The sequence below is a fragment of the Marinomonas gallaica genome (genome assembly GCF_049821165.1).
GTDB lineage: Bacteria > Pseudomonadota > Gammaproteobacteria > Pseudomonadales > Marinomonadaceae > Marinomonas > Marinomonas gallaica.
Genome location: NZ_CP187511.1, coordinates 240,602 through 267,136, shown reverse-complemented (window position 1 = coordinate 267,136; position 26,535 = coordinate 240,602). Strand labels below are relative to the sequence as shown.

Here is a 26,535-nt window from a genome sequence, read left to right as displayed (position 1 = left end):
GGTTTTTATGGAATAGTATTTCTAAAATATGATTTTTATGAGGGAGTTCTTTCAATGAGTGGTTTGGATAGAGTGGATGCGAAGATTGTTCAACGCATGCAAAAAGATGGAAAGTTAAGTAATACCAAACTTGCCAGTGAGCTGGCATTGAGCGAAACAGCCTGTTGGAGGCGCTTGAAACGGCTTGAAGAAGAGGGCGTAATTATCGATTACCAAGCAAACTTAGATCGTCGAAAATTAGGCTTTGGCGTCATGGCGTTTGTGCAATTGACCTGTAATCAGCACGACGCTGAAACGACAGAGCGATTTGAACGCACTATTGAGCAGTGCGACAATGTCATGGCGTGCCACAATACCACTGGTGAGGCAGACTTTCTTTTACAAGTGGTGGCAATAGACTTAGACGATTACAGCCGTTTTGTTGATCAAGTATTGCGCAAGCTTCCTGGCGTGTCCGCGATCTCTTCGAATATCTCATTACGAGAGCTAAAGTCATCAACACGGCTGCCAGTCTAGTTGTATAAGGATGGCAATGCTTCTTCAATTTGGTTGGAAAATGACCATGACAGCCCCCGCGAATTGGGATAACGTCTGAGTGGAAAAAGTAACGACTTTCGACAACATATTGATTAAAAATAACAAAGGACTCGCTATGAAATTTGAATCTCTAGCCCTTCACCATGGCTATACCTCAGAAGCAACCACCAAAGCTGCCGCTGTACCGATCTATCAAACCACGTCTTACACATTTGACGATACGCAGCACGGCGCAGATCTGTTTGATCTGAAAGTGGCTGGCAATATTTACACACGTATCATGAACCCAACGAACGCCGTTCTAGAAGAACGTGTGGCTGCATTAGAGGGTGGCATTGGTGCACTAGCAGTTGCTTCAGGTATGGCGGCGATTACTTATGCAATTCAATGTATCGCAGAAGCTGGTGATAATATCCTGAGTACGAGTCAGCTGTATGGCGGTACGTATAATCTGTTTGCGCATACTTTTCCTAAGCAAGGAATCGAAGTGCGCATGATCTCTCACGATGACTACGCGGGTTTTGAAGCGGCAATTGATGACAAAACAAAAGCCATCTTCTGTGAGTCAATTGGCAACCCTGCGGGGAATGTTGTCGATATTGAGCGCTTAGTTGCCGTGGCACACAAACATGGCATTCCTGTGATTGTCGACAACACTGTCGCGACGCCTTACCTATGTCGTCCATTTGAACTTGGTGCAGACATTGTGGTGCATTCCCTAACAAAATATATGGGCGGCCACGGAACCAGTGTGGGTGGCGTGATTGTCGACTCAGGAAAGTTTGATTGGAAAGCAAACAGCCAACGCTTCCCAGCATTAAACGAACCAGATCCTTCTTACCATGGTGTTGTTTATACCGAAGCTCTAGGTGAAGCCGCTTATATTGGTCGTTGTCGTGTGGTGCCATTACGAAATACTGGCGCGGCATTGTCTCCCCAAAATGCTTTCTTGATTTTACAAGGCATTGAAACACTTGGCTTGCGTATGGAGCGTCATTGTGAAAATGCGGAGAAAGCCGCCGCGTTTTTGCAGCAGCATGAAAAAGTAAGCTGGGTAAACTACGCAGCCCTACCGGACAGCCCTTACTACGAAACGTGTCAGAAGATTACTCACGGTAAAGCGTCAGGTATCATCAGCTTTGGTATCAAAGGTGGCCTTGAGGCCGGTGGTCGTTTCATCGATGCGTTGCAAATGATCTTACGACTGGTAAACATTGGCGATGCGAAATCGCTTGCCTGTCATCCAGCTTCGACGACACACCGCCAGTTGAATGCGGAAGAGCTCAAAAAAGCGGGTGCGAGTGAAGACATGGTGCGCTTGTCAATTGGCATTGAGCACATTGACGACATCATTGCAGATATCCGCCAAGCGCTTGATGCAGCTTAAACACACTCTTTCTTTGTGTGAATAAAAAAACGAGTGGCTCCCAATGATTTGAGAGGCGCTCGTTTCTTGTTTTGCGTACTAGTCAGACGACTGAACTAAATCTCCAACGACGTGAGACACATGCTCCGCGCCTTTGAGAATTTCATCGATAATGCCCGATGCTTCGCGGATATTATCGGAGCTGGTCTGCACCTGAGCGTTCACTTTAATCATGCTCTCTTTGGCTTTGGCAACGAGCTGGGTATTTTTGTTCACCATGTCGTTAATTTCATCCGTTGACTTGCTGGTTCGAGCCGCAAGAGTACGTACTTCATCGGCGACGACAGCAAAGCCGCGTCCATGTTCACCTGCACGCGCCGCTTCAATGGCTGCATTCAAGGCAAGCAAGTTAGTTTGATCGGCAATCGAGCCAATGGTATCAACAATTTTAGAAATCTCTTCAGATTGATGATTCAGGTCTTCAATCAGGTTACTAGAGGTTTTTACATCTTCGACGATGCTTTCTGAATTCGTCACCGTATCTTTCAGGATGGTTGCACCGCGTTCCGATACCTGAGCGGTTTCGACGGAGGTGCTGTGTGCCACTTCAGCGGCGCGCTGAATAGAGAGCTGTTTGTTTACGCGATCGGTAATGTCCGTCGCAACCTTAACAACCTTAGTAACTTTGTGTTCATTGTTCCAAACGGGGTTATAAGTGGCTTCAATCCAAACGATATCGCCATTTCTACGCTGACGTTTAAACAGACCAGATTTGACTTCGCCTTGTGATAGCTCTTTCCAAAAGTTTGGGTTTTCTTGATAAAACTCGTCAAAACAAAACTCTTTATGATGCTTTCCAGGAAGCTCTTTCTCACTACTGTAACCCAGTGCATGGGCAAAGTTTGCGTTCGCTTGAACGACTGTGCCATCTGGGGTGAATTCGATGATGGCATTGGATTTATCTATGGCATCAATTAATGAGCCACGCGCTAAATTTCGTTCATAGGCTTCTGTGATATCCGCTGCGATTTTAAAGACTTTGATGACTTTATTATCCGAGAAGATCGGAAAGTAGGTCGCTTCAATCCAGAGGTCGCTGCCATCTTTTCGACGGCGCAGAAACGTACCTGAATGGCTTTCGCCTCGCGCGAGGGTTGACCAAAAAGAAGTGTAGTCTTTCGCGTTTGTGACGGCAGAAGGGCACAGCGTACGGTGATGTTTGCCTTTGATTTCATCTAAGGAGTAGCCGATTGCGGACAAGAACAATGCATTAGCGTCTTCGATTTCGCCATCTGGAGAAAACGTAATAACGGGGCAAAACTTCTTCATCGATTCTATGATATCTGCATTGATATCCGAGACTTTTATCGTCCCTGTATCGCGTGTTTTTGAAGACCTGAAAAACATTGACATACTCCTGTTGTGGCCGATAACTTTTTCTTGTAACCGCCAATCCTGTAGTGTGAATAAGAAAATATATCGTACGTAGATTAACTATAATTAAAATCTGATATATATCAAAGGTATATGTCGCAGGTCTTTTGGGTGTCTCGCATTCTGAAAAGAAGTTCATAACATACCTGTAACGTATGTTCATGATTTTAGTTTTAACGAAGAAATTTTAAACACATTCAGTGTGTCGAGTTGCAAGGTAATGTAAGCGATGCGTTACCGTATGTGAGTATCAGAGCGTCTATTTTAATGCTCCACATTTGTTTAAGTCGTGCGCAGTCGCAGAAAAGCCTGCCGCGCAGAGACTGACAGGCTTTCGATATACTCAAGCTAGAACGGGACAATTGCAATAATTTGGCCGTATACATTGGTGTCGTTATCACCGAGCTGAACTGAGTTTTTGTTATCAGGCGAGTACAGCCCTACTAATGGACTGATAATCAGGTTCGATGCAACCACCCACTCGGCGTAGATGTCCAATTCCTGAGCATCCATCATACCGCCGCTCGTACCACCGAAGTCGAAGAGCAGGGCGCCGACGGTCAGCGTGTCTGTTGGGTTGGCTTTGATGGCAATCTGCTGAATGTCTGAACCGGTATTAAATGGCCCGGCGAAGTTGGCCGCAACCTCTCCTTGGAACCAAGTGCCGTAGCCGCGATTGAAACCATAGAAAAGCGGGTCAAATCCATCATCAAATTGAGCGTATCGGTAATTCACACTTGGCGACCAGGCCACATCGGAGAAGGTCCACCCCGCTTCTACGTACCACGCGTCAGCATTGTCACCAGTGTCGCCACTTTCTTGAGTGACATATTCGCCAGACAAGAATAGATTCTCAACACCAGCATTACCTTGGTAACGCAGGCTGATGGTTTCTTGGCCGTCACGGGCATTATTACCTTCGGCATCTAAGCCCTTAATATACATGGTACCCAATGTACTTTCTGGGGTGACGTATTCGGTATTGATACCTGCTAGCTCCATTTTGTTTTGAGCAACGTTATCAGAATCTAGCCAGAAAACATCGGCACGCGCGCCTTCACTGCCACCGATACGAACCACAGCGGTTTGATCGAACGCTTTACGTGGAGCAAGCCAGTAACCGCCGCCACGATTGAGGCTGCCATCGAAAGCATTACCAAAGTTCAGACCGTCACCATTGATTAGGAAACCATCGCCAATCACAAAGTTCTGTCGACCGAAAGATATGTCTAAGCCATCCTGACCAAGCGCTGGCATCAAGTTGCCGGAGCGCCAGCCCACGAATGCGTCTTCAAGATCGGTTTCGCGCTCATTACCTTTCGAGAAACCGGCCGCGTCGCCGTCGCCCCATGTGCCGGAGGTAATAGCATTTAAGCCGCCGTATACGCTGGCTTTACTGTCTGCGTAGGTATGACTACCGGAAAAACCATATTTAATATATCCCTCTTTCCATGACGAGCTACCAGCTGACTTCTCACCAATCGTGCCGTAATTGTGGTCACTCGAAAACATACCGAATATGGCTTCTATGTCTAGATTCAGTTCTGTACCGTCTTGTTCATAGACGTTGTAAGCGCTTGCGGAGGTTGCCATCGCAGAGGCGATGATCACCGGCAAAACTTTCTTGGTCATGCAGTATTTGTAGTCATTCATGGTTGAGTCCTGAAGTTGAGTCCAAAGTGCGACACGTTATTCCAAGCTATTCAGCATCTTTTGCAAGAAAGCCGCAGGCTGTTTGAAACAAAACCTCACCATGGATAGGGGGTGCTCGTGTCATCGCTTTATCGAAACTAGCAAATTCAACCGTGCTAATATCTATTCCTTTGGGGACATATTTGCTTAGTTTGTCATTATTTTTGCAAAATAAATGCACTTTTGTGGCTTGGGTGAGGCTCGTTCTGCTTCCTAATACGCCTGTTTTAAAAAGGGAGGTGTGGCTCGAAAAAGACAAGACGAAATAAATGCATTGTGCGCTTGCTATTAGGCAATGATTAACAGTTCTTGGCGTCGCGGCCAAAGTTGGCGCTCTATTTCTGTTCAGAGTATTATGATTTTCTCCGGTTGCCGATTACATGCTCCTATGCTTGGTAGCAGAAATATTAATTATTGAAAGGGAAAAAACATGTTGAAAGTACTTGAAAGCAGAATCCTTGTTTTTCTTCTAATCGCTACATGTATGTCGGCAGCTGCTGCTGAACAAAGGCCAATTAAAGTAAGCACTTCAGACGGATCGATCACTTTTCTATTAACCAGTGATGTGCTTAGTACATTAGAAAACACCTCGTTTAATGCCACACTGCCAGCAACAGATGGGGCGGTTCGTCATGTAAGTGGCCCCTTGATTCGCGATGTTATTAAGGCCTCTGGTGCTCCGATGGGCGATCTTATTTTGAAAGCGTTTGATGGATACGAAGTCGTCTTACCTGCCTCTGATTATAAGAATATTGATGTGATTTTAGCCTATAAGATTGACGGTAAGCGCTTTAGCCTTAGAGAGCGAGGCCCAGCGTGGGTCGTTTATCCTAATGAAGCTTACCCTGAGTTGAAAGGCGAGTTATATACGTCGCGCAGTGTTTGGCAAATGAGTGAGATCATCGTTGAGTAAAGTTAAGAATGCAGCCGCACTCAGAAGAAGTCTGTTCTTAGTCGGTGCGATTGCGCTTGTCACCTTATCGTTTGCAATCTTTCATGAAGTTGTAAAATTGCAGCAAGGAGTCGATCAGCCGCTTTATTATTCTTCTCGCTTGGAAGAAACCGGACGAATGGCCCGCGAAGCAGGGGAGTTATTTGATTACGCAGAGCAATACGCTCGCGGTTCGGATCAATATAGTTATGATGACGTGATCCTCGCATTGGATATTTTCTGGTCTCGGGTAAACTCGATTAATACGCGCAGCTATACAGAAGCCTTTGGCGATAAGGATATAGATTCAGTACTCATTCCTGAGCTGGCGAAGGCATTACCGTCTTTTGACGATGCAGTTCGCTCTTTAAAGTCGGGAGAGATTACATCCTACGAGCCGTTATACGATCTTAAAGTAAGGTTTTCTGAGCGGTTAGGCAAATTGGCTGAGTTTGCATGGAGTAGACGCACGCAAATGCAAACTCAACTGGCCGTCACTAATTTAAATATACTCTCCAGAATTCAGCATATCCAGGTTGGTTTTGTCGCGATTATCGTGCTTTTCCTAAGCTACGTTGTTTCTCAATTACTGATTACACGAAGACTGAATACCAAATTGCATAACTTGGTAGAGGAAAAGTCGACGTTATTATTGACCGACCCATTAACGCAGATCGCCAATCGCGATGGCTTTGAGAAATATGTTAATCAGTTAAGCGCTTTTGAAAAACCAGACTTTTCCATTGTTCTGATGGACTTAGATGGCTTTAAGGAAGTGAATGATGCACTTGGACACAGTGTCGGGGACCGTTTATTAAAAGATGTTGCTTATATTCTAAGTAGTCAGTCAGCAGGTGAGGGGTTAGCGTGCCGATTTGGTGGTGACGAATTTGCGTTAGTCGTACCGGGGGCATTGAACGCTGCAGAAGCTTGTGCGGAGCACATTAGAGCACAGGTAGAAGCGCTAACCTTGGGTCAAGAATACCCTATTCGCTTTTCGATCAGCGCTGGCATATGTCATTGGAGTAGCTTGTCAGGGGATTGTACTATCGACGAAATTCTAAGTTGTGCGGATTTTTCACTGTATTCTGCAAAAGAAATGGGTAAAAACCGTATTGTTATATTCCAAGCCAGTATGCAGGAGCAATACGCCTCACGTAAGTTGATTCACAGCCTTTTGCCAGTCGCCATAGCAGAACAAAAAATTGACGTACACTTTCAACCGATAGTCGACTTGACAAAAGGCCGTGCCATTTTTGCGTTGGAAGCCTTAATTCGTTGGAATATAAGCGAAGGTCACCCTATTGAGACTAAGAAGCTGATTGAGGTTGCCGAGACCAATGGCCAGATTAAGGCGCTAACATGTTTAGTTTTACGACGTGCGCTGCGACTATCGAAACGTCTACATGACAACAATCTGACCCTTAATATAGCGGTTAATTTCTCGGCTTTATTGTTGTCTGATCCAAATTTAGCATCAGAGATGACGGCGATTTTAGAAGAAGAGCGCGTTGAAGAAACTAACATTGTTCTAGAGCTTTCGAAATACGAAGAAATGGAAGGAAACAGTGTTTCTAATCGTAATCTGATTGCGTTGAGTAGAATGGGTTTTAATTTCTCGATCGATGACTTCGGTTGTACTTCTAGTAATATTCGTACGTTATTGGCAGTGGAAGATATTCGTTTCAAACTGGCAGAAGAGATTGTTCGTGACGTTGTTGTGTCTAATACATCCAGAGAATTGTTACGTGGGCTAGTGAGCTTTATAAGTGCTTTTGATGCGATGATAGTCGCGGGTGGCGTTGATCAAGAGGAGCAAGCTCAGATCGTACAAGAGGTAGGTATTAGATATGCGCAAGGAGACTGCTTCTACTCTGCGTTAACAGAAGACGCAGCATTTGATTTGGTTACGAACCAATAGCCGCCGCTTTAGTGCCACTTGAGTTCATTTTTTATTAGTCACTTAGCGATCACCTCGCCCTATTATTGCTTAATAATAGGTTTCTTAGATCGACTTCCTTGTCTGTTTTTCCTCTGTGATTTGCCAGCTGTTTGTAAGATGACGTGAGACATGCATAGCAATTCAAGACGTCACAGAATGATTCCTGTAGTATGCGCCCACTAACGGCTTAGCCTCTCTAAAGCCTGTGTATCACCTGATAGAAACGCAATAAGGACATCGACCAATGGCCGATTTTAAAACCCATGTTACTGTGGCTGCTGTGCTCAGCGCACCGTTAGCTGCGAGTGCTTTTATAATGGGGTTTGCGACAACGAATGAAGCAATTTTTTATGCCTTGGCTGGCACGCTCGGCGGTTTACTCCCCGACATTGATGCTGATGAATCTATTGCCATCCGGATAGTGTTTAGATTATTTGGCGCATTAATAGCAGGTCTAATGATTGCTTCAACGATGGATCAACTGCTGCCTTGGCAAGTGCTTGGTGTGGCAACAGTGGGTTATCTTGTGGTGCGCTTTCCAGTACGTTGGCTATTTGAGAAGCTTACGGTTCATCGAGGGGCGTTACACAGTGTCTTAGCGAATCTCTTTTTCGTTGCGGTGATCGTGCCCATCGTCTATCACTTGTTTGAGTTAGATGCGAAGACGGCGTGGGGCATTGGAGCCTTCGTTTTTTTAGGCGCGACCATCCATTTAATACTGGATGAAATGTACAGTATTGAACTGTCAGGTATGCGCATCAAACGCTCATTTGGCACAGCGCTAAAGTTGACCGATTGGAGCGAGCCACTGGCAACACTGGCCTTGGTTTTAGGGTGTGTTGTAGGCTATTGGCTTAGCCCCGATACCAGTGATTGGCAGCTAGCCCTCAGTTGGATACCCGAACCAGTACACTTAGTAGAATGGTTAGCTCAAGGGATGAATGGGCTGCAAGAATTTATTCAGAAAACGAGCGCTAGATTACTGAATGCTTGAGCAGGCGGCTTGAATAATGGGTTCCAATGCGCGATTTTTTAAGTAGGTAAAATAGACAGGAACAGCTGATTTGACGGTCATAATCAGCTCGACCTCTTCCTCTAGGCGAGCTTCTTGTACAACATCCTGATGTAACAAGCCAACACCTACACCACCCGATATCAGCGTCCGAAGCACTTTTTCATCGTCCACGCGTATCAGCTGCTTAGGCGTGCTGCCTCGTTGTTGAAACAGAGCTTCCGCCAGTTTACCGCAGCAAGTCGAAGGGCTTGGTATCACCCATGTTTGTTGTGCCAAGTAACACCAATCTTGTTGTTTGGAACGGTCAAGCAGTCCTGCTGGTGCGACTAGGTCTACGCCGAATTGAGTCACTTGAATAACGTTTTGCTCTGGACGGGGGATGTCGCCTTCATTGTAAAACGCCACATCAAAGCGACCGTTAATAAGCCCAGCTTGAATATCTAGTGACGGCGCATGCAGGATATCCATCTGAATATCGGGGTAGTGTTCGGTTAAGCGACTGACCAGAGCACCTAAGGCTTGAGAGCTGGTATTGGCCGCCACACCAATGATGAGTTTTCCGCTGAGGCTGTGTTTGATTTGCTTAGCTTCGTCTAAAAAACGCTGGTGTGCCTGAAGGGTATGTTGCGCTTTAGGCAACAAACGCGTCCCGTCTTCCGTAAGCGTCATTCCGCTTGGCGTTCTTTCAAACAGAGAAACGCCTAATATCTCTTCCATCGCTTTAATATGTGCGCTGACCGCGGGTTGGCTTAGAAAAAGCAGCTCGGAGGCACGTCGAATGCTGCCTTCATTGGCTACGGAGGCAAAACTTTTAAGTTGATGAATGTCCATATGCTTTCCTAGAGAGATAGCCAGTATTTATAGCATGCCATTGATTTGCCACCAGAGAAAGTTCAAAGGTAATAACCCTAAAACAGTAGTAACAAAGAGGATTATGCATACTTTACTGACGGCGGCGAGCGGTAGCTTGCCCAGTGCTATAGCGGTAATAAGTGGTGGCGCTTGATAGGGTAAAAAGACACTGGAAAATGCCATCACCTCCGACATCACAATTGCATGGCTAGACAGTCCTGTAATGTCTGCAAGATCAGCCGCTAAAGGGGTAATAATGGCTGGAATACCCGCTAAGTTAGCGACCAAACCGACCAAGATGGAAATACCTGTTATCAAGGCCAAATTAAGAGTGTGTTCGCCCTCTACAAAAGGAGCAATCTGAGTCAGCGCATTGACCATTGATTCACCCAATCCAGTATAAGCAATCGTTGCACCGAGGCCGATGATTCCCGCTGCAAAAAACAGCGGACCATAGTTAATATCTTTACTCAAACAGTGTTCACTGGTTAGACCCGAGTTGGGCCAGAGACACACTGCGCAAGCGATTAAGCCTATCCATCCTGGCGAAACATGATGCAGGCTATCCGTTAACCATGCGACAAAACAGAGTACTAAAATGAGTAGCAGTTGTTTTTCTTTACGGGAAAAACAACTGTCTTGTGGGTGAGCATTTACTGGTTTAACTTGATGGCTAGGGTCTCGTTCAGGAAATAGCCATAACACCACTGCAATGAGGACAATGGTTTTAGTTAACCCTAAGACTGGAAAGTGCAGTAACAGATAATCCCAGTATGAAAGTGGATTATCGTATAGAGCTTCACTGATTCCTGAAAGCAGCATGTTGGGGGCGTTAGCTGGCAAGATGGCGAATGAAGGTAGAAATGTTCCGAATGACGCCGTGAGTAGCATGCCATAGCGACCTTTTGATTCTTCTTCGTAGCCTAATTGGTCGGCAATAGCGACCACAATAGGTATCAATAGCACAACGCGACCAATGCCTGAGGGAATCAAAAATCCAAGTAGAACACCGAAAAAGGCCGTTCGAGTGATGACGCTGCGATAGCTTGCTCCGAGTATTTGAATCAGTAAACCTGCCGCTTTTTGGTTCAGCCCAGTAAACTTAATGGCTGCGCCAAATACCATACCGCTAAACAACAGCCAAAATGTCGATGACTCAAAGCCTGACAAAACAATGTTGCCAGGCGCTATTTTCGTCACCGTAATAAATGCAAAGAGGGCAATAGCCGGCCAAAACTCAGGCACATAGGAGGTGGCCCACAACGCCGCAGAAAATATTAAAATGCCCAGCATCGCGGCTTGCTCAACAGGTAAAAACCACATCCCGAATACTGCGCAAAAAGCCGCCCCTAAGGCAATGTTAAGCACAGGCCAAAAAGCATTTTTGGACCTAGGTGGAACCTGATTGGCAACGCCTGATGGCTGGTTGGAAGTGTTCGACATAACGTACCCCATTAATGATTCTTACTGGCAACTTTGGCACGAGTCATGATCCGGATCGATTCGTTTATCTTGAGGGGTATAAGTATCTTTGAGTGCTCCTCATCCAAATCCAGTGAGTTATCTGTATTTTTAGTGGGTGACATTTACTTTGATGATCAAGTTATCTATCATTTACTTATATTTGATAATCAAAGTATTTATTATGACAATCCCTAACTGCACCAAAGTTGATCAATTTTCTTACTTCGACTCAGAAAACGAAAAACGTACGCGTTATGTTCTAGCTTTAACGTTTGTCACCATGGTGCTAGAAATTGGCGCGGGGACGATATTTGGTTCCATGGCACTGTTGGCAGACGGCTGGCACATGGGAACGCATGCCGCGGCGTTTTGTATTACTTTGTTTGTGTATCGATACGCACGTAAGCATAGCCGCAGTGGTCAGTTTTCTTACGGAACGGGCAAAGTCGGCGTATTAGGGGGGTATACCAGTGCCATGCTATTAGGCATGGTGGCATTGGGCATGCTGTTTGAGTCGATACACCGGCTGGTCAGCCCAGTTGAGATTGAGTTTAATGCGGCGATTGCTGTAGCAGTGATTGGCTTAATCGTTAACCTGCTGAGCATGCTGTTGTTGGGCCACAATCATGATCATTCGGGGGCGCATGAACACAGTCATGATCACCCTCACGAGCATAACGACCACCACCATCACGATGATCACAACTTAAAAGCCGCTTACATACATGTGCTGACGGACGCCCTGACGTCAGTGTTGGCGATTGTTGCCCTGCTCGTTGGTAAGTTTGTCGGATGGACATGGTTAGACCCTATTATGGGCGTTGTCGGGAGTGTCATCATTGCCAAGTGGGCGTGGGGGTTAATGAAACAAACGTCGCCCATTTTGTTGGATAAGGCTATTGAGCAAACGTATCAACAACAAATTGTCATGAAACTCGACAATGCCGGTGTATCGCTGCTGGACATCCACATTTGGAAAGTCAGTGCGGATCATTTCTGTGCAACCTTGACACTAAAAGATGAACAGATGCGTGAACCTGCTTTCTTCAAGCAACTCTTGGTAGACTTTGATAAAATCGATCACCTTGTTGTTGAAGTGAACCCCGCATAGGAACGACATATGTCTACAATCGTCTCATTAAACAAAGCACTGACAGAGTTTTACGACAAAATGGCGTCGTGGGAGTCGTCCGTCGTGCGAGAGTCAGAGTACTCCTTGGCACAGATTCATACGCTGGAAGTGCTGGGGAATTATGGCGCGATGAACATGAAGTCGTTGGCTAATCAGCTGGGCATCACCACGGGCACGTTAACGGTCCAAGTGGAAAAATTAGTAAAACTCGACTTGGTAAAGCGCCAACACAGCGAAGACGATCGCCGTTCGATTACGGTTGCTTTAACGGAAGCAGGGCAAGCGATTCATGAGCATCACAATGCGTTACACCTTTCTTTAACCGAAGATCTAAGCAAAGACTTTAGTGAAGACGAACGTCATACGTTGATGGCGTTACTGAATAAAGTGAACCAAGAGTTTTAAACGAGGAGAAGCCTCTTTTTTCTCACACCTTGTGTTAGCTCCCATTACCAATTCTTTGGCTGCACAATATGCTGCTTTGCCATACGTCGATACACAGTAGGACGAGAGATGCCTAATATTCTCGCCACAGCGGAAACATTCCAACGCTGCTGTTGTAGTAACTCTAATAGAGACGCGCATTCGGATGAGTCAGAAGGTCTGTCCTGCATCGCAGTACTGACCGATGGCGTTGTTCGAAGCGAGAGATGAGAGACCTCTGTGTGAGGATGGTGGTTCGTAAACTCTTCCGGTAAATGCTGCACTGTAATCTCATCAGACGTGCAAATAGCTTCAGCAAACGTCAAGGTATTCTTAAGCTGACGAATGTTCCCAGGCCAGCTATAAGCCAGCAATGCACTCATCGCATCGGCCCGCAACCTCACGCTTGGGTTGATCTTTTTTAAGAGTATCTGAATCAAATACTGCTTATCAGCACGTGCATTAAGTGTCGGCAATTTTAAAGTTGCGCCATTTAAACGGTAGAACAAGTCTTCGCGAAAATGCCCATCGGCTATGCGCTGTGACAGATCACAATGGGTAGCGGCTAGCACACGGATATCAATATTGACGGGTTGTACTGCTCCCAACGGTAGAACCTGGCCTTCGGCTAACACTCGCAATAAACGCGTCTGCAAATGCAGTGGCATATCACCAATTTCATCTAGAAAAAGTGTGCCGCCGTCCGCTTGTTGAATTAACCCTTTGGCACCTTTTGCACGGCCTCCAGTAAATGTGCCTGGCGCATAGCCAAACAGCTCACTCTCAATCAAGGACTCTGGTATAGCGGCGCAATTGACTGCGACAAATGGTTCCTCGGATCGTTGGCTGCTGGTATGAATCGCTTGAGCCAACACTTCTTTCCCCGTTCCTGTATCACCCAGAATCAGCAAGTTCATATCACGATGACGCAAGCGTTTTGCCAAGCTAATGGTTTTTCGCATGGCTGGGTCATCAGCACACAAACAATCAAGCTCGGAAACAGGTTCTTCTTGATTAGCAAGCACATTGGAAAGATGTCTTTGATAAGAGACATTCAGGGTTGGCTCAATCAACATGCCAAATAGGGTTTGCTGTGTACCGGCTAAACGAAAGGCTCGAATACCGTCTTTGCTCTCGTAAGTTATTGATAAAATATCCCGCCACTGACACTCCAATAAATTGGGTAGGGAAATAGTCGCTTGATCAGTGACTTGGCATTGAGACAACAGGTCACGCCCAGCGGTATTTGCCGCCAACACTTGGCCCTGTTCGTCTAATGCGAATAGCAGCTGCCCATTCACTTGAACGAGTTCCCGTGATTGATCACATTTGAATATCAAACTGTGCCGATAGCGGCGCAAAAAGTAGGCATCTTCGATTAAGCGTGCGTAGAGTTGGGTTAAATGCAGTGCAAAGTTTTGACTGTCAGATGTGCGAGGAGAGTCTAAAGCTGATATGTCTAGCACGGCCAGCAATTGACCAAATGGATCTTTAATCGGTGCGGCCGTACAGGTTAAGTTAATATGAGAGCTGTCAAAATGATTAGTACGATGGCAGGTTAGCGCCTGTTGCTCTTGGATGCAGGTGCCTACGGCACAAGTCCCTGCGTATTGCTCACTCCAATCCGCACCTAAATACAGCCCCGCCTTATGCAACCGTTCATCGTCTTTGATGTTACCTAGAAATTGAACAGTGATGCCTCGATAGTCACTGAGTAATAAAACATAGCCTAAACTCGCCACTTGCGTGAACAGCTGCTCTACACCCGCACGTGCGACGTTCAACAATTCATCTACAGAGTCTTGATGTTCCAGTAAGGTTTGCTGAGTCACAATACGAGCCGGTCTGGGTCGGCTAGGGTCTAAACCGTATTCGTTGATACAGCGCTGCCAAGAGCGGCCTATTAACTCTGGAGGAGTGCTATTACCAATCGCTTGATGGCCGCCATAGCTCAATATTGTTTCTATATGACGGCGCTGCTGACTCATATTGCTCATGCTCACACCTTGTTTTGGTCTATTTATATTTATTTTTGACTGCCTTCAGTCTACCCCCGAAAAAAGAACCTTTCTAGACTTCTTTACAACCACTGTTTTGGCGATCAAATAGTTAAAATTTCACCTGTAACAATCAGCGTTACACCTGTAATAAAAAGAGTGACAGGTGCAACTCTCAGGAAGCTCGAAAGGTTATGAGGGACACCTAATGAAAAATATGAATGCCATGATAAACCTATAAAAAGCAATAACTTAAAAGTGTGTCTTCCATTCAGGAAGACTGTTGGCACGTAAGCTGCTGAGTCTTACGCACCGACATAATCCGAATGACGATTTAACTGATTTCTTGTTGGCTGTCTTATCGAGACAAACGCAGTAACAAAAACAACAATCTGCAATGGAGATACTTATGACCCAATCCGCATCTAAGCAATCAATGCTGAGCGCAGCCCATCAACCTAACAGTGCCGTCCTGAATTGGCTGGAAAAACTATCCAATGCTTTTCATTCAAATGCCTCCGATGATGTCGCGTCGTTGTTTGAAAAAGACGGATACTGGCGCGACTTAGTCGCTTTTACATGGAACATCAAAACGCTGGAAGGGCGTGACGCGATTCGCGATATGGTGAGTGAAACGGTGAGTCATGTTCAACCAACAAACTGGCAGTTAGAAGAGGATGCTACAGACACTGACGGTGTTATTGATGCTTGGATTACGTTTGATACCGCGGTTGCTAGAGGTCGTGCGTATCTTCGCTTGCGCGATGGGCTGGCGTGGACGTTCTTAACGACGATGACTGAGCTGAAAGACTACCCTGAGAAGCGTAACAAGCTTCGTCCCAAAGGTGCGGAGCACGGTGCCAACAAGAATCGCCAAACATGGCTGGAAAAGCGTCAACAGGAAGAGCGTACATTAGGTTATGACGAGCAACCTTACTGCCTGATCATTGGCGGAGGGCAGGGCGGTATTGGATTAGCGGCTCGTTTACGTCAATTGGACGTGCCTACCATCGTTATTGATGCGCTACCAAAGCCCGGGGATACCTGGCGTAACCGCTATAAATCGCTCTCGTTGCATGATCCCATTTGGTACGACCACATGCCGTATCTGCCATTTCCGGAAAACTGGCCAGTGTTTACACCCAAGGACAAAATTGGTGACTGGTTAGAGATGTATACCAAGGTTATGGAAATCAATTACTGGGGCTCTACCCGTTGTACGAGCGCTCAATACGACGAAGAAAAGCAAGAATGGTTAGTTAGTGTCGAAAAAAATGGCGAGACACTGACGTTACGCCCTAAACAGCTTGTTTTGGCGACGGGGATGTCTGGTATCCCCAATATTCCCGAAATACCTGGCATGGAAACCTTTGAAGGAGAGCAACACCACTCCAGCAAACACCCAGGTGGTGAAGCCTATAAAGGTAAAAAATGTGTGGTGCTGGGGGGCAATAATTCCGCCCATGATATCTGTTGCGCACTTTGGGAAAACGACGCCGATGTCACCATGATCCAACGCTCTTCGACGCATATCATTAAGTCTGACTCATTAATGGAGCTTGTCTTAGGAGGCTTATATTCAGAGGAAGCGGTGGAAAATGGCATGACGACGTATAAAGCCGATTTGACCTTTGCTTCCATTCCATTTCAGATCATGCCGCAATTCCATATTCCGGCTTACCAAGCGGTAGCGGAAAGGGATAAAGACTTTTACCAACGCTTAACTGATGCAGGTTTCTTACTCGACTTTGGTGAAGATGGCTCTGGTCTATTTATGAAATACCTACGCCGCGGCTCGGGCTATTACATTGACGTGGGCGCATCCGATTTGGTTGCTAACGGTGATATCAAGCTTAAATCCGGTGTGTCTATTGAATACATCAAACCCAAATCCGTTGTATTAACGGATGGCACAGAGCTCGAAGCCGACTTGATTGTCTATGCCACAGGGTTTGGCTCAATGAATGGCTGGGCGGCTAAAATCATCTCGCAAGAGGTAGCCGATAAAGTGGGCAAGTGCTGGGGCATGGGATCGAACACCACGAAAGACCCTGGCCCTTGGGAAGGAGAACTGCGTAATATGTGGAAGCCAACTCATCAAGACGCACTTTGGTTCCACGGCGGCAACCTGCATCAATCCAGGCACTACTCTCAATACTTATCACTGCAATTAAAAGCCCGTATGGAAGGTATTAAAACCCCTGTTTACGGTATGGAGCCAGTTTATCACCTGAGTTAGGAAAGGAAATGTTTAGGCCATGATATAAATGGCCTAAACAGTCTTTAAGTGTGTGAAATGGCAGACTTATTTAGTTCTGTAAGTTTACATCTCATCAGTTAAAACAGCGGCCATTCGGGAGACCGCTTTAACTAACGCTTCTGGCTCAGCATTGGTGAAGTTCAAACGAAGTGCTGAGTAAGAGTCTTCCATATGCGCTGGATAAAAGACAGAGCTCGGCACCACTGCGACACCATTTTTTAACAGCGTTTTTGCTAAGGCGTTCACATCACAGGTTGGCAGGATGAGCCATAGAAACATGCCGCCTTCTATCGGCAAAGCAGAACACGAGTCCGGTAAATGCTCTGCTATGGCGCTTGCAAGTATCTTGTAACGGGATTCATACAGTGCTCTGATCGCTTGTAAATGTTGTGGAAAATGGTCATGGGTTAATAAGCCTAATAGTAGTGCTTGCATCGGGAGACTAGAGTGCAAATCTGACGCCTGTTTAAGCGTAATTAACGGATGGATATAGTGGCTTTCACCTGTAATAACACCCAACCTTATGCCCGGTGAGGCGTATTTCGAAAACGATCGCAGTACGATGGCTTGTTCAGGGCACAGTTCAGAGACCATGGGTAGCATCTCGCCTGCAAAGCGCAGTTCACGGTAGGGGGCATCTTCTATCAGTACAACATCATAACGGCGACACAACTGAGCCACTTGTTTACGTACGGCAAGTGACCAACACACGCCGGTGGGATTATGAAAGTCGGGTACCGCATAAAAAAGTTTCGGCGAGTGTTGTGCAAAACACTGCTCTAGCTGCGTTAGGTCTGGTCCGTCAGACGTCTGATCAACCGGAATGATACGTGCTTGAGCCAGTTCAAATACTTGCACTGCGCCGAGATAGCTGGGCGCTTCCATCACAATGCCATCGCTAGGATTAAGGTACGCCCTAGCAATTAAATCCAAACCTTGTTGAGAGCCAGTGGTCACTAAGGACTGATCCGTAGGACTTAGAGAAAAGTGTTGGTCGCAGTAGTCGAGTAACGGGGCATACCCTTGTGTCGGGCCATATTGAAACAGACTCGAATCGTTTGCGAGTTGCGACATTATAGATTGAAAAATGGGCATTGGAAAAGACTGTTCGGCAGGTAATCCACCCGCTAATGAAATGGTATTGGGGTCACCTGCCACGGCTAAGATTTCTCGGATATAAGACGGCTGTAGACACTGAAAAGACTGTGTTAATTCCATAATGGCCTCGTGGAATGAGTTAAAAGAGAAGGAGTGCCATCATGCTACTGCGGTTGGTGAAAATTTAATTGTCCATTTGTGCGAACTGATTTGTCGATATATGATCTTGTAATTGTCCATTTATGATGTTCCGCCTATGAACGATCTACAACAATCACGTATTAACGATGTGCTGTTTTACATACACCAAGATATTAGCCAAGCGCTCAGTGCAAAAACATTGGCCGATATAGCGGCGTATTCAGAGCAGCATTTTCATCGTGTCTTCAAACGCGTCGTTGGTGAGTCGGTGCACAGTTATATTCGCCGAACAAGGATGGAGTACGCTGCGAACCAGCTGATGTTTGCCTCGAAATCGAGCATTTTAGACATTGCAAATCGTTGTGGTTTTCAATCGGTATCGTCGTTCAATAAAGCGTTTAAAGCCACTTTTCATATGTCCCCCAGTGCCTGGCGGCATTACGACAACCAAATCAGCGATAAACCTTACCTAAGCGACCCAGAGATCGCTGCTGGCTATCGTATAGTTGCACAGCATCCATTGCCCGAGCCTAAGATCAAAGATGTATCTGAACGACTCGTCGCGTATGTTCGGCACACCGGCTATGATCGCTCGATACGCCGTGCGTGGCTCATTCTCAAAGCGTGGGCCGACACCGAAGGGAGGGTATTTTCAGATCAGCTCGGCTTGCATCACTCTAACCCAGCTTGGGTGGCATTGGACAAGTGTCGTTACGTTGCCTGTTTGGCCATTGATCGGCCTCTAGAAAGACGCTCAATAGTGTGCCAGCTGACGATACCGGCTGGCTTACACGCTATCTTTCGCCTATCAGGAAAGTATGGCGAACTGCTGCCTCAAATCAGTAAAATAGTAGAGCACTGGCTGCCCAAATCAGGCTTCAAACTGCGCTCTACACCAGCTTACGTGTACTACTATAAAAATCATTTTTTGGAAGACGATGAGATCTTTGAATTGGACTTTTACCTGCCTATCAGCTTTTTTTAGGTAATTTATAGCTAGAGTGATTGTTGTTAATCGTCGGTATATGAGCAAAAAGTTGACTCATAGGGGGCGTAATCTTAAGCCAAATTCTAAATAGCAATACGTAGTATCTTTGCGGTTGGAAAGCGAACAAGACCGGATGGATGCGTGTCCATCCGGCGCCTAATAAATATGTGCTCAGCTATTCTTTTGGTAAAGCATAGGGGCCGTTCAGGAGGCCTCGGCTAGGCTGATTGATGGCTAGATTATTAGCTGCTCGGGCCACTGTAGGGGTCTGATCGCTGTACGAGTTAATGATTTGTGTTGCGACGGCATTTATTAAGTTGCCAAGGAGTCCGCCTCCGCCTGAATCCGAGCTTCTTACAGCCGAAGCCCTTGCGTTCCATAAAAGTGCGCCGGTTTTACCGTCTAGTAATGTCATGGATACATCGACGACGGTTTCAGAGGACAGTATCTTGTACTTCTGCCCCCAGTCATTGATTTCTGTGTATAACACGGCGTCAGCGCCAATATGCTCATACAGTTTATCTAACGGTACAAAGTTCATTTCTTCTGGCGTTGGTAAACCGTTTTCTTTTAGAAAAGCATCGATCACAGCGACCGGAAAAACGTAGTATCCCTTTTCTCCAAAAGGTCTACTGATGGTAGACAAATAAATATACGGGGCGTTGACCTCCACTGAATTATTTTTTGGCGGAATAATCAAAATAGATCGAGGCTCTGATGCCAGCAGAGCCTCGTAGTTATATGAGGGAGGTGTAGAACAGCCTGTTAGAAATAAAGTAATCAACACGCTTGATAATAGCGTTAGCGCTTTAAATGACGTCATTATTTTTTCCCCTCAAGACGAGTAAGCATGCCGTCAATCAGCGTGGCTGACTCTGGAAATAGGTTCTTTTCCAGAGTCAATTCTGCTTTTGCCTGTGACATGTTGCCTTTTAGAGCGTACATATATCCTAAGTGAGCATGAATTCCCGGAGCAATGCGCATCCCCATAGACTTACTTTTTTGAATATCTTCTTGCAGGATAGCGATCTGGGTCGCCGAATCTGCACTGCCTGGTTCTAAATACATGCCGTAAAGCATACTCTCGTACTCGCCCCAGTAGAATGTGCTGCGTGGTGCAGAACAACCTACCAAGGCGAATAAAATAATACCCAGTAAAGAGAAACGAGCCTTACTGCTGTTAATGACAGAGGTTGGCTTCATATTATTGTACGGTCCATGTACCATTTTCTAAATCACGAACGACATTGTTAACCGCTTCGGTGATGGCGAAGTTTAAAACTTTTCCGTTTAATGTTGCATCATAACCAGCCGTAGACCCAAAGCCAGCAACTTCTCGATTACTTAATTCGTATTCTCCCGCTGCTTGAGTCGCGTAAACAACTTCTCCTGTCATCACATCTACAATATTCAAACTTACTTTTGCATAAGCGGTTTGGGTTTTTCCTGAGCCTAAAATACCGAAGAGTTGTTTATCACCTGTTACTTTACGGCCGAACTCCGTCACATCGCCCGTTAACGTATAACGCGCACCAGTTAACGACTGGGTGACACCGTTTAACTCTGCTTCACGTTTTAAAATGTTTAAATTCTCTCGATCTACGACCCTGAAGCGATTGGTTTGTTGCAAATGCGTTTTTAGGATTGTTTTTGCTTGGTTGCCAAGCTGATCCGTATTGGTCGAAAACAAACCTTGCATATAGGAAGAGCGATTTTGAAAGTTGCCAACGACCAGTGTTGTTTTAACGCCATTGTAGTCAGTTTTGTAGCTGCTGACTGTTTCAGAAGTGACTGAGTGGTTTGATTGAGTAACAGAGCAGCCGGTTGTTGCTAACAGCAGAACAACAGACACACTAATAACCGATTTTTTTAATGGGCATGAAAAAAGAATGGCCATTTTATACTCCTTGTAAAAATGCAATAGATAGGGCAACTAAAAGTTTGCAAGATTGTATATTCCTTCCTCTACAGTGACCAGCGCCAAATGATGAAGCGGTTGAAACATAAACGTTGGTCAGTATTCTTCAATACTCACTTCGGCGATGACCGCATGCTATGAACAGTCAAAGAAGAGGAGACTGTCATGGCTGTTTCGACGTTAATTTCAATGAGTTTATTTGCTTTAGCCGCCTCGCTTTCCCCAGGTCCAGTCAACTTGGTTGGGGTGATCAGTGGGGCGCGTTTTGGTGTGCGAGTAGGATGTTATTTTGTGACCGGCGCGACGCTTGGGTTCATTGCGCTGTTTCTTTTAATCGGATTTGGGCTACAGCAGATTGTGGGTCTGATTCCGCAATTGATGGAGTATATAAAATGGGCTGGTGTTGCCTTTCTGTTATACGTCAGTTTGCAGTTAATACGGGACTCGGGCGAATTATCTGACCAGGGGAGAACGTCTGCACCGACACCATGGTTAGGCGCAGTTATGCAATGGCTAAACCCGAAAGCTTGGTTGGCATCAATTGCGGGTATCGCGGCGTACACGCATCAGGCCGAAGCCAGTGCCGTTTGGGTCTTTGCAGGTATTTATTTAGTCATTTGCTGGTTATCACTTATGGCTTGGGTGCTGTTAGGTGCTTGGATAAGCGATTGGTTGAGCTCGCCGCGACGTATTCGGGTGTTGAATCGAATGCTTGCTCTGGGATTAGTGCTGAGCTGTTTTGCGATTTTCTATTAGTGGTGACAGGGGGGCGTTCGATATTGCTTCGGTGTTGCGGCGACCCGCTCTTTGAAAGCGCGCTGGAAGTGAGCTTGATCGCTGAACCCAAACTGATTGGCGACTTCTGCAATAGGCACGCCATTTTTGAGTGCAATTTGGCTAAGTTGAATGCGGCGATTGATTCTAAAAGCATGAGGTGTTGTTTGATAATAACGTTTAAATTGTCGAGTTAAGTAACTGTTGCTGAAGCCAAAGCGTGCAGCAACCTTATCAATCGGGTCATCAAGGTCACCATGCTCAATCAAATAGAACGCCACCTTAGCCAGTGTTGGTGGCGCGTTCCGTTCATTAAACTCCCTTGGTAACTGTTTAATATGTTCAAACAGCTGTGTTAGCCAACGGTTCAACGCGACGGATTTTTCGTTAGTCGAGGTATCGGACAGGAGCAGATCGCAGACGTTACGCATTATTTCAGATAACGCTGAGTCTTTAATAACATCTTGCAGTGTAGGCTCCCAAATCGCTTCGTCTTGAATCCCCGCCTCAAACAGTCTTTGAGCCAGCCAATGGCAGTCAATGTGCATCATGTAATACGACCAAGCGGATTCTGGGGCTGGGTTGCAGCAATGTACCTCTTGGGCATTCATAATAACCAAGTCCCCTTCAGCAACCTGATGAAGTCGGTCGCCACAGAGAAAAGAGCTTTGTCCTTTCAAAATAACTCCGATTGACCACTGCTCATGAGAATGCGGAATGTAACGTACCTGATGCCCATCGGCGATATAGCGTAAGTCTATATGCGGAAACTGAGGGTCACGCCAGAAGATAGGTTGAGAGTCATTGGTCATTGTTTGCGTCTGCATGCCAAACTAAGAGAGGTTTTAGTATAACAAGTTTCGATAAACATGAGGCACAGTCGTATTGTCTGAGAGCTCACATTACTTAGGTGAGGCGGGTTATAAGCTGGATTCGCTTTCATCCGCTATCAATTCCTTGATAAATTGGGAAACGCGCTAAGAGCCACCACATTCAAATCATAAGGAGCCAATATGGCATCGCAAACATTAGAGCAACATGAGATTGATTCAGCCCTTATACAACTCAATGCAGACGCTATTCAGAACTGGATTATTGAAGAGGGTAAACTCACAAAAACCTTCAAATTTAAAAACTTCCAACACGCATTTGGTTTTATGACCATGTGTGCCATGTACGCTGAAAAGAAAAATCATCATCCCGAGTGGTCGAACGTCTACAACAAAGTCGCAGTTCAACTGATTACACATGATGTTTCTGGGCTATCAGATAAAGACTTTGATCTTGCTAAGCAGATGGATGTGTTTGCCAGTCGAGCCTGAATAGAGCTGAACATGTCAGTGAGAGGGCTTCTGTCTGGAACATTTTGTTACTCTTTCTCAATCACTATAGGTGTTTATCTAGGGTAAACTTAAATCCAAGTATATTGGAAAGGGGTGCTTTTGATGTTGATAAGCTTTCTGCGTCGCCCGAACAACCTCTCCCAAAAAATGATGCGCGTGATTTTCTCCATCTATCTAGTGGTTACTTTGCTAATCACAAGCGTCCAATTTTTGAGTGAGTACCTGAAAACGCAGGATGCTATTGTCAGTGAATTAGAGCAATTGGAAGCAACCGTACGTGGCCCGATATCGACGAGTTTGTGGCAATACGACCAGAAGCAGTTAGATGAACTCGCCTCTGGGCTTATTCAAATGCCTATCATCGAAGGTGTCGATATCGTCGACCAAAATGAACAAAGCATTCTATCGAAAAGGTTTTACGATCCTGACGCCATACCAGTGTCTGTTTTTGATTCGACAACCCAGCTAAGCTGGACTCTCAATGGCGAAAGCATAGGGCTGGGTTCATTAAAGCTCTACTCATCCTCTGATGTAGTATTTGAGCGGGTATGGTTTGGCTTTGCTTTAATTGCGACGACCGCGATTATCAAAATGACGATCTTATTTTGGCTGTTTATTTGGGCGTTTGATCGTTTTTTAGCTGCGCCTCTAAAAGAGTTGATGTCACAAGTTGATGAGGTGCAATTAAGTCAAAATCTCAGTAAACGCATCCATCTTGAAAATAACGAAGGTAATGAGCTAAACCAACTTCAAGGGCATATGAATCGTATGCTTAGTGCTATGTCGATAGATCGGCAAAACTTGTTAGAAGATGAGCAAGCTAAGCGAGATTGGTTGGAAGTGGCGGTTGCAAAACGCACGGAAGATTTACAGATCCTCAATGAAAAACTTAAGTATCTGGCAACAAGAGACTCACTGACGGATGTATTAAATCGCGGGAGCTTCTTCGAAGCTGCGCAGCAACGGCTGGTTCTTTCTCAGCAAAAAACATCGACAGCCTCTTTTATCCTGCTGGATTTGGATTTCTTTAAGCGTATCAACGATACCTACGGTCATTTTATCGGCGACAAAGTACTGATTCAGTTCACTCAAATATTGCAGAGCTTTTTAAAAGAATCCGATCTGCTGGGCAGAGTAGGTGGCGAAGAGTTCGCCATATTTTTGCCTGATACGAAATTGGACGCCGCTTTCCAGCTCGCTGACGAAATACGCCAAGCGGTCAGTAAGACAACATTGGAAATAGAAGGTAAGACAGTCACTTATACGGTAAGCCTTGGTGTTGAATCATCGGAGCCTGATGATCAACTCATCGATGATCTGTTTAAACGTGCCGATTTGAAGCTCTACGGAGCGAAAGATAAAGGGAGAGATCGTGTTGAAAGATAGCCAATGCAGAATTTTGCCGACTCTTTTGTGCGTTCTGATGATGAGTGTATCGAGTCCTAGTCAAGCCGTGACACTCAAAGTGTGTTACGACCAATGGCCTCCCATGACAATCTTTCCCACAGAAAGTGCACCAGAGCGCGGCATCATTATCGAGATGCTTGAACACATCTATTCCGAAAGAGGCTACACACTTGAATACTATGAAGTGCCTCTTGCGAGAGGTCTTGATATGGTGGCAGAAGGGCTGTGTGACATGTTGCCAGAGTTCTTGTATTCCAAACACGCTGATAAAGGCTTTGTCTATGCAGATGAACCTACTTTTGCCTACGATAGTGCTTTTGTCGTTAGGCAGGGCGATACTTGGCGATATGACGGCATCTCATCGTTAAAAAATAGGCGTGTTGCGACTGGCCCCGGTTGGGACTATAGCTCCATGAGTGAAAACTATCAGAATTATATCGACAACCCAAAAAATGCTCAGCTGGTAGAAGTGATTGCTGGCAATGATGATGTTATTGGTCGAGTATTCCAGATGATCAAAAACAATCGAGTCGACTTATACGCTGATAACGAGCTGGTGCTTCAGTATGTTTTAAATCAACTAGACTTACAGAACTCACTGCAAATCGTCCGTCCCGGCTTAGAGAAAAAACTTGTTGAAATGCCGATCTATTCCACGCAAATACCCACGGGCGAAAGGCAAAAATTGATCGACATTTGGAACCAAGGGCGCTTAGCCATGAAGGGTGAAAAGGAACAAGCGCTTTTTAATAAGTATCGAATACCGGTTGAGTAGGATTAAAAAGTAATGCTCCTCTTCTGGTCACGTGATGGTTTTGTCTCCCGCTTACTGGGTATTTTAATCATCTTTGACCGCTGTGTGATCGGCAACATAAGCACCGCGTTGTCCTATTTCTTGAGCTGGACCGACCGTACTGTCTTTGGATGTTTGTTGTTCCGTAGCAGCATTAATTACCGCACCGAGTATTAAAATATAGGCACTGATGTACAGCCACATCAGCATAATCACAACACCACCGAGTGAACCATACGTTTTGTTATAGCTGGCAAAGTTCGAAACATAAAATGAAAAGCCAATTGACGCAACAATCCATAACACAGTCGCTACAAATGAGCCCAGCGTGACCCATCGCCATTTAGCAATTTTTCGATGGGGCGCGTAACGGTATAGAAGGACTAAAGCGAAGTTAAATGTAAACGCCAAAATAGGCCATGAGATAAGCTTGATCATTAAATCAATGCTGTCTTTCATACCCACTAAATTCAATACGATCGGTAAAATACCAATAATGATCAAAGCAAAAATGGCCACCGAAATAGCACCTACTGAAAACAGAAAGCGCACCAACAGAGCGTTAAATAAAGAACGTTTTTCGTATTCTTGATAACTAATGTTACAGGCGGTGATTAAGGCCTGACTGCCTTTAGAGCTACTCCAAATGGTCAATAGCAAGGTACCAATAGCGCTTAAACTTAAGCTGGCTTGTGAGCTTTGTGCGAAATCTGATACTTGCGATAAAATCAGTTCGCGCGAGCTCTCAGGTAGCAACATGACAAATTGCCCTAAATGTTCACTAATGTCGGTTGGTGAAGCAAAGTAAGTATAGATAGACACCAGTGCCGCAATCGCTGGAAAAATAGCCAGCAGGGCGTAGAATGCTACGCCTGCAGCAATCAGAGATAAATTATCTCGGTCCATTTGATTAAAAATACGTTTCGCAATATCCCACCACCCCTTAATAGGAATATGCCCTGGTTGCTCAGCATACAGTCCTTTTTTAGTTTTACTCATACATAACTTCCCGGTGTTGTTAGTTTTTG

24 protein-coding genes are annotated in these 26,535 nt (G+C 45.5%); 13 read left to right on the top strand and 11 right to left on the bottom strand.

The genetic code is table 11. The annotated features are described in order from the left end of the window. Positions 1 to 54 precede the first annotated feature (54 nt). Positions 55 to 516 carry an Lrp/AsnC family transcriptional regulator gene (locus ACPUEK_RS01255; protein WP_425642019.1) on the top strand — a complete coding sequence of 154 codons (462 nt, stop codon included), beginning with the start codon at positions 55 to 57 and terminating at the stop codon, positions 514 to 516. A gap of 136 nt (positions 517 to 652) precedes the next feature. After that, complete coding sequence (locus ACPUEK_RS01250; RefSeq protein WP_425642018.1) at positions 653 to 1,924, top strand: O-acetylhomoserine aminocarboxypropyltransferase/cysteine synthase family protein; 1,272 nt, start codon at positions 653 to 655, stop codon at positions 1,922 to 1,924. A 78-nt stretch (positions 1,925 to 2,002) separates the two neighbouring features. On the opposite strand, the gene ACPUEK_RS01245 is transcribed toward ACPUEK_RS01250, so the two are convergent. Together ACPUEK_RS01245 and ACPUEK_RS01240 are read right to left on the bottom strand one after the other, a co-directional pair. Further along, positions 2,003 to 3,310, bottom strand: coding sequence for a methyl-accepting chemotaxis protein (locus ACPUEK_RS01245; protein WP_425642017.1), 1,308 nt, complete (start codon positions 3,308 to 3,310; stop codon positions 2,003 to 2,005). A 375-nt stretch (positions 3,311 to 3,685) separates the two neighbouring features. After that, on the bottom strand, positions 3,686 to 4,990 hold the full coding sequence (locus ACPUEK_RS01240) for an alginate export family protein (protein ID WP_425642015.1): 1,305 nt from the start codon (positions 4,988 to 4,990) through the stop codon (positions 3,686 to 3,688). 469 nt (positions 4,991 to 5,459) lie between these two features. On the opposite strand from ACPUEK_RS01240, the gene ACPUEK_RS01235 reads away from it, so the two are divergent. From ACPUEK_RS01235 to ACPUEK_RS01225, 3 genes are all read left to right on the top strand, one after another. Beyond that, positions 5,460 to 5,942, top strand: a complete 483-nt coding sequence (locus ACPUEK_RS01235; protein WP_425642014.1) for a hypothetical protein — start codon at positions 5,460 to 5,462, stop codon at positions 5,940 to 5,942. After that, complete coding sequence (locus ACPUEK_RS01230) at positions 5,935 to 7,881, top strand: EAL domain-containing protein (protein WP_425642013.1); 1,947 nt, start codon at positions 5,935 to 5,937, stop codon at positions 7,879 to 7,881. Before ACPUEK_RS01235 ends, ACPUEK_RS01230 begins: the two co-directional genes overlap by 8 nt. Before the next feature lie 265 nt (positions 7,882 to 8,146). After that, on the top strand, positions 8,147 to 8,896 hold the full coding sequence (locus ACPUEK_RS01225; RefSeq protein WP_425642011.1) for a metal-dependent hydrolase: 750 nt from the start codon (positions 8,147 to 8,149) through the stop codon (positions 8,894 to 8,896). Here ACPUEK_RS01225 and ACPUEK_RS01220 read toward each other — a convergent pair. Continuing rightward, positions 8,882 to 9,748 (bottom strand): LysR family transcriptional regulator, encoded by an 867-nt coding sequence (locus ACPUEK_RS01220; protein WP_425642010.1) that lies wholly within the window; start codon positions 9,746 to 9,748, stop codon positions 8,882 to 8,884. The two genes, ACPUEK_RS01225 and ACPUEK_RS01220, sit on opposite strands and share 15 nt — an antisense overlap. Before the next feature lie 27 nt (positions 9,749 to 9,775). Next, on the bottom strand, positions 9,776 to 11,212 hold the full coding sequence (locus ACPUEK_RS01215) for an SLC13 family permease (protein WP_425642009.1): 1,437 nt from the start codon (positions 11,210 to 11,212) through the stop codon (positions 9,776 to 9,778). A gap of 202 nt (positions 11,213 to 11,414) precedes the next feature. Here ACPUEK_RS01215 and dmeF point away from each other — a divergent pair, with 202 nt between their 5' ends. After that, a complete protein-coding gene (gene dmeF / locus ACPUEK_RS01210; RefSeq protein ID WP_067033261.1) occupies positions 11,415 to 12,344 on the top strand; it encodes a CDF family Co(II)/Ni(II) efflux transporter DmeF in 930 nt (309 codons plus the stop codon). Between the two features lie 9 nt (positions 12,345 to 12,353). Beyond that, on the top strand, positions 12,354 to 12,770 hold the full coding sequence (locus ACPUEK_RS01205; protein WP_067215726.1) for a MarR family winged helix-turn-helix transcriptional regulator: 417 nt from the start codon (positions 12,354 to 12,356) through the stop codon (positions 12,768 to 12,770). Positions 12,771 to 12,814: 44 nt separating this feature from the next. Here ACPUEK_RS01205 and ACPUEK_RS01200 read toward each other — a convergent pair whose 3' ends face one another. After that, positions 12,815 to 14,785: a sigma-54-dependent Fis family transcriptional regulator gene (locus ACPUEK_RS01200; protein ID WP_425642008.1), complete on the bottom strand. Its 1,971-nt coding sequence runs from the start codon at positions 14,783 to 14,785 to the stop codon at positions 12,815 to 12,817. A gap of 409 nt (positions 14,786 to 15,194) precedes the next feature. Between ACPUEK_RS01200 and ACPUEK_RS01195 the strand changes: the two genes are divergently transcribed. Continuing rightward, positions 15,195 to 17,024 carry an NAD(P)/FAD-dependent oxidoreductase gene (locus ACPUEK_RS01195; RefSeq protein ID WP_425642007.1) on the top strand — a complete coding sequence of 610 codons (1,830 nt, stop codon included), beginning with the start codon at positions 15,195 to 15,197 and terminating at the stop codon, positions 17,022 to 17,024. Between the two features lie 84 nt (positions 17,025 to 17,108). Here ACPUEK_RS01195 and ACPUEK_RS01190 read toward each other — a convergent pair whose 3' ends face one another. Continuing rightward, complete coding sequence (locus ACPUEK_RS01190; RefSeq protein ID WP_425642006.1) at positions 17,109 to 18,263, bottom strand: PLP-dependent aminotransferase family protein; 1,155 nt, start codon at positions 18,261 to 18,263, stop codon at positions 17,109 to 17,111. Between the two features lie 136 nt (positions 18,264 to 18,399). Between ACPUEK_RS01190 and ACPUEK_RS01185 the strand changes: the two genes are divergently transcribed. After that, complete coding sequence (locus ACPUEK_RS01185; protein WP_425642005.1) at positions 18,400 to 19,269, top strand: AraC family transcriptional regulator; 870 nt, start codon at positions 18,400 to 18,402, stop codon at positions 19,267 to 19,269. A 178-nt stretch (positions 19,270 to 19,447) separates the two neighbouring features. Here the strand turns inward: ACPUEK_RS01185 and ACPUEK_RS01180 are convergent, their stop codons facing one another. The 3 genes from ACPUEK_RS01180 to ACPUEK_RS01170 are packed head-to-tail and all read right to left on the bottom strand — an operon-like array spanning position 19,448 to position 21,169. Beyond that, on the bottom strand, positions 19,448 to 20,095 hold the full coding sequence (locus ACPUEK_RS01180) for a DUF799 domain-containing protein (RefSeq protein ID WP_425642004.1): 648 nt from the start codon (positions 20,093 to 20,095) through the stop codon (positions 19,448 to 19,450). Beyond that, on the bottom strand, positions 20,095 to 20,475 hold the full coding sequence (locus ACPUEK_RS01175) for a DUF4810 domain-containing protein (RefSeq protein ID WP_425642003.1): 381 nt from the start codon (positions 20,473 to 20,475) through the stop codon (positions 20,095 to 20,097). Before ACPUEK_RS01175 ends, ACPUEK_RS01180 begins: the two co-directional genes overlap by 1 nt. A 1-nt stretch (position 20,476) precedes the next feature. Then, positions 20,477 to 21,169 carry a CsgG/HfaB family protein gene (locus tag ACPUEK_RS01170; RefSeq protein WP_067094480.1) on the bottom strand — a complete coding sequence of 231 codons (693 nt, stop codon included), beginning with the start codon at positions 21,167 to 21,169 and terminating at the stop codon, positions 20,477 to 20,479. Positions 21,170 to 21,355: 186 nt separating this feature from the next. On the opposite strand from ACPUEK_RS01170, the gene ACPUEK_RS01165 reads away from it, so the two are divergent. Further along, on the top strand, positions 21,356 to 21,946 hold the full coding sequence (locus ACPUEK_RS01165; RefSeq protein WP_425642002.1) for a LysE family translocator: 591 nt from the start codon (positions 21,356 to 21,358) through the stop codon (positions 21,944 to 21,946). Here the strand turns inward: ACPUEK_RS01165 and ACPUEK_RS01160 are convergent. After that, entirely contained in the window at positions 21,943 to 22,791 is an 849-nt protein-coding gene (locus ACPUEK_RS01160; RefSeq protein WP_425642001.1) for an AraC family transcriptional regulator, read from the bottom strand. The two genes, ACPUEK_RS01165 and ACPUEK_RS01160, sit on opposite strands and share 4 nt — an antisense overlap. 186 nt (positions 22,792 to 22,977) lie before the next feature. Here ACPUEK_RS01160 and ACPUEK_RS01155 point away from each other — a divergent pair, with 186 nt between their 5' ends. The 3 genes from ACPUEK_RS01155 to ACPUEK_RS01145 all read left to right on the top strand — a co-directional run bounded on the left by ACPUEK_RS01155 (position 22,978) and on the right by ACPUEK_RS01145 (position 25,489). Further along, complete coding sequence (locus ACPUEK_RS01155; protein ID WP_067215701.1) at positions 22,978 to 23,286, top strand: 4a-hydroxytetrahydrobiopterin dehydratase; 309 nt, start codon at positions 22,978 to 22,980, stop codon at positions 23,284 to 23,286. A gap of 123 nt (positions 23,287 to 23,409) precedes the next feature. Next, positions 23,410 to 24,693 (top strand): diguanylate cyclase, encoded by a 1,284-nt coding sequence (locus tag ACPUEK_RS01150; protein ID WP_425641999.1) that lies wholly within the window; start codon positions 23,410 to 23,412, stop codon positions 24,691 to 24,693. A 37-nt stretch (positions 24,694 to 24,730) separates the two neighbouring features. After that, the gene (locus tag ACPUEK_RS01145) at positions 24,731 to 25,489 is read left to right on the top strand and encodes a substrate-binding periplasmic protein (RefSeq protein ID WP_425641998.1); all 759 of its coding nucleotides are present in this window, start codon (positions 24,731 to 24,733) and stop codon (positions 25,487 to 25,489) included. A 63-nt stretch (positions 25,490 to 25,552) separates the two neighbouring features. On the opposite strand, the gene ACPUEK_RS01140 is transcribed toward ACPUEK_RS01145, so the two are convergent. Beyond that, complete coding sequence (locus tag ACPUEK_RS01140) at positions 25,553 to 26,506, bottom strand: YihY/virulence factor BrkB family protein (protein WP_067215697.1); 954 nt, start codon at positions 26,504 to 26,506, stop codon at positions 25,553 to 25,555. Positions 26,507 to 26,535 lie beyond the last annotated feature (29 nt).

What these genes read in the sequence shown, in the direction of transcription:
- ACPUEK_RS01255 (WP_425642019.1), top strand. Translation starts at nt 55, where the DNA reads ATGAGTGGTTTGGATAGAGTGGATGCGAAGATTGTTCAACGCATGCAA.
- ACPUEK_RS01250 (WP_425642018.1), top strand. Translation starts at nt 653, where the DNA reads ATGAAATTTGAATCTCTAGCCCTTCACCATGGCTATACCTCAGAAGCA.
- ACPUEK_RS01245 (WP_425642017.1), bottom strand. Translation starts at nt 3,310, where the DNA reads ATGTTTTTCAGGTCTTCAAAAACACGCGATACAGGGACGATAAAAGTC.
- ACPUEK_RS01240 (WP_425642015.1), bottom strand. Translation starts at nt 4,990, where the DNA reads ATGAATGACTACAAATACTGCATGACCAAGAAAGTTTTGCCGGTGATC.
- ACPUEK_RS01235 (WP_425642014.1), top strand. Translation starts at nt 5,460, where the DNA reads ATGTTGAAAGTACTTGAAAGCAGAATCCTTGTTTTTCTTCTAATCGCT.
- ACPUEK_RS01225 (WP_425642011.1), top strand. Translation starts at nt 8,147, where the DNA reads ATGGCCGATTTTAAAACCCATGTTACTGTGGCTGCTGTGCTCAGCGCA.
- ACPUEK_RS01220 (WP_425642010.1), bottom strand. Translation starts at nt 9,748, where the DNA reads ATGGACATTCATCAACTTAAAAGTTTTGCCTCCGTAGCCAATGAAGGC.
- ACPUEK_RS01215 (WP_425642009.1), bottom strand. Translation starts at nt 11,212, where the DNA reads ATGTCGAACACTTCCAACCAGCCATCAGGCGTTGCCAATCAGGTTCCA.
- dmeF (WP_067033261.1), top strand. Translation starts at nt 11,415, where the DNA reads ATGACAATCCCTAACTGCACCAAAGTTGATCAATTTTCTTACTTCGAC.
- ACPUEK_RS01205 (WP_067215726.1), top strand. Translation starts at nt 12,354, where the DNA reads ATGTCTACAATCGTCTCATTAAACAAAGCACTGACAGAGTTTTACGAC.
- ACPUEK_RS01200 (WP_425642008.1), bottom strand. Translation starts at nt 14,785, where the DNA reads ATGAGCAATATGAGTCAGCAGCGCCGTCATATAGAAACAATATTGAGC.
- ACPUEK_RS01195 (WP_425642007.1), top strand. Translation starts at nt 15,195, where the DNA reads ATGACCCAATCCGCATCTAAGCAATCAATGCTGAGCGCAGCCCATCAA.
- ACPUEK_RS01190 (WP_425642006.1), bottom strand. Translation starts at nt 18,263, where the DNA reads ATGGAATTAACACAGTCTTTTCAGTGTCTACAGCCGTCTTATATCCGA.
- ACPUEK_RS01185 (WP_425642005.1), top strand. Translation starts at nt 18,400, where the DNA reads ATGAACGATCTACAACAATCACGTATTAACGATGTGCTGTTTTACATA.
- ACPUEK_RS01180 (WP_425642004.1), bottom strand. Translation starts at nt 20,095, where the DNA reads ATGACGTCATTTAAAGCGCTAACGCTATTATCAAGCGTGTTGATTACT.
- ACPUEK_RS01175 (WP_425642003.1), bottom strand. Translation starts at nt 20,475, where the DNA reads ATGAAGCCAACCTCTGTCATTAACAGCAGTAAGGCTCGTTTCTCTTTA.
- ACPUEK_RS01170 (WP_067094480.1), bottom strand. Translation starts at nt 21,169, where the DNA reads ATGGCCATTCTTTTTTCATGCCCATTAAAAAAATCGGTTATTAGTGTG.
- ACPUEK_RS01165 (WP_425642002.1), top strand. Translation starts at nt 21,356, where the DNA reads ATGGCTGTTTCGACGTTAATTTCAATGAGTTTATTTGCTTTAGCCGCC.
- ACPUEK_RS01160 (WP_425642001.1), bottom strand. Translation starts at nt 22,791, where the DNA reads ATGCAGACGCAAACAATGACCAATGACTCTCAACCTATCTTCTGGCGT.
- ACPUEK_RS01155 (WP_067215701.1), top strand. Translation starts at nt 22,978, where the DNA reads ATGGCATCGCAAACATTAGAGCAACATGAGATTGATTCAGCCCTTATA.
- ACPUEK_RS01150 (WP_425641999.1), top strand. Translation starts at nt 23,410, where the DNA reads ATGTTGATAAGCTTTCTGCGTCGCCCGAACAACCTCTCCCAAAAAATG.
- ACPUEK_RS01145 (WP_425641998.1), top strand. Translation starts at nt 24,731, where the DNA reads ATGATGAGTGTATCGAGTCCTAGTCAAGCCGTGACACTCAAAGTGTGT.
- ACPUEK_RS01140 (WP_067215697.1), bottom strand. Translation starts at nt 26,506, where the DNA reads ATGAGTAAAACTAAAAAAGGACTGTATGCTGAGCAACCAGGGCATATT.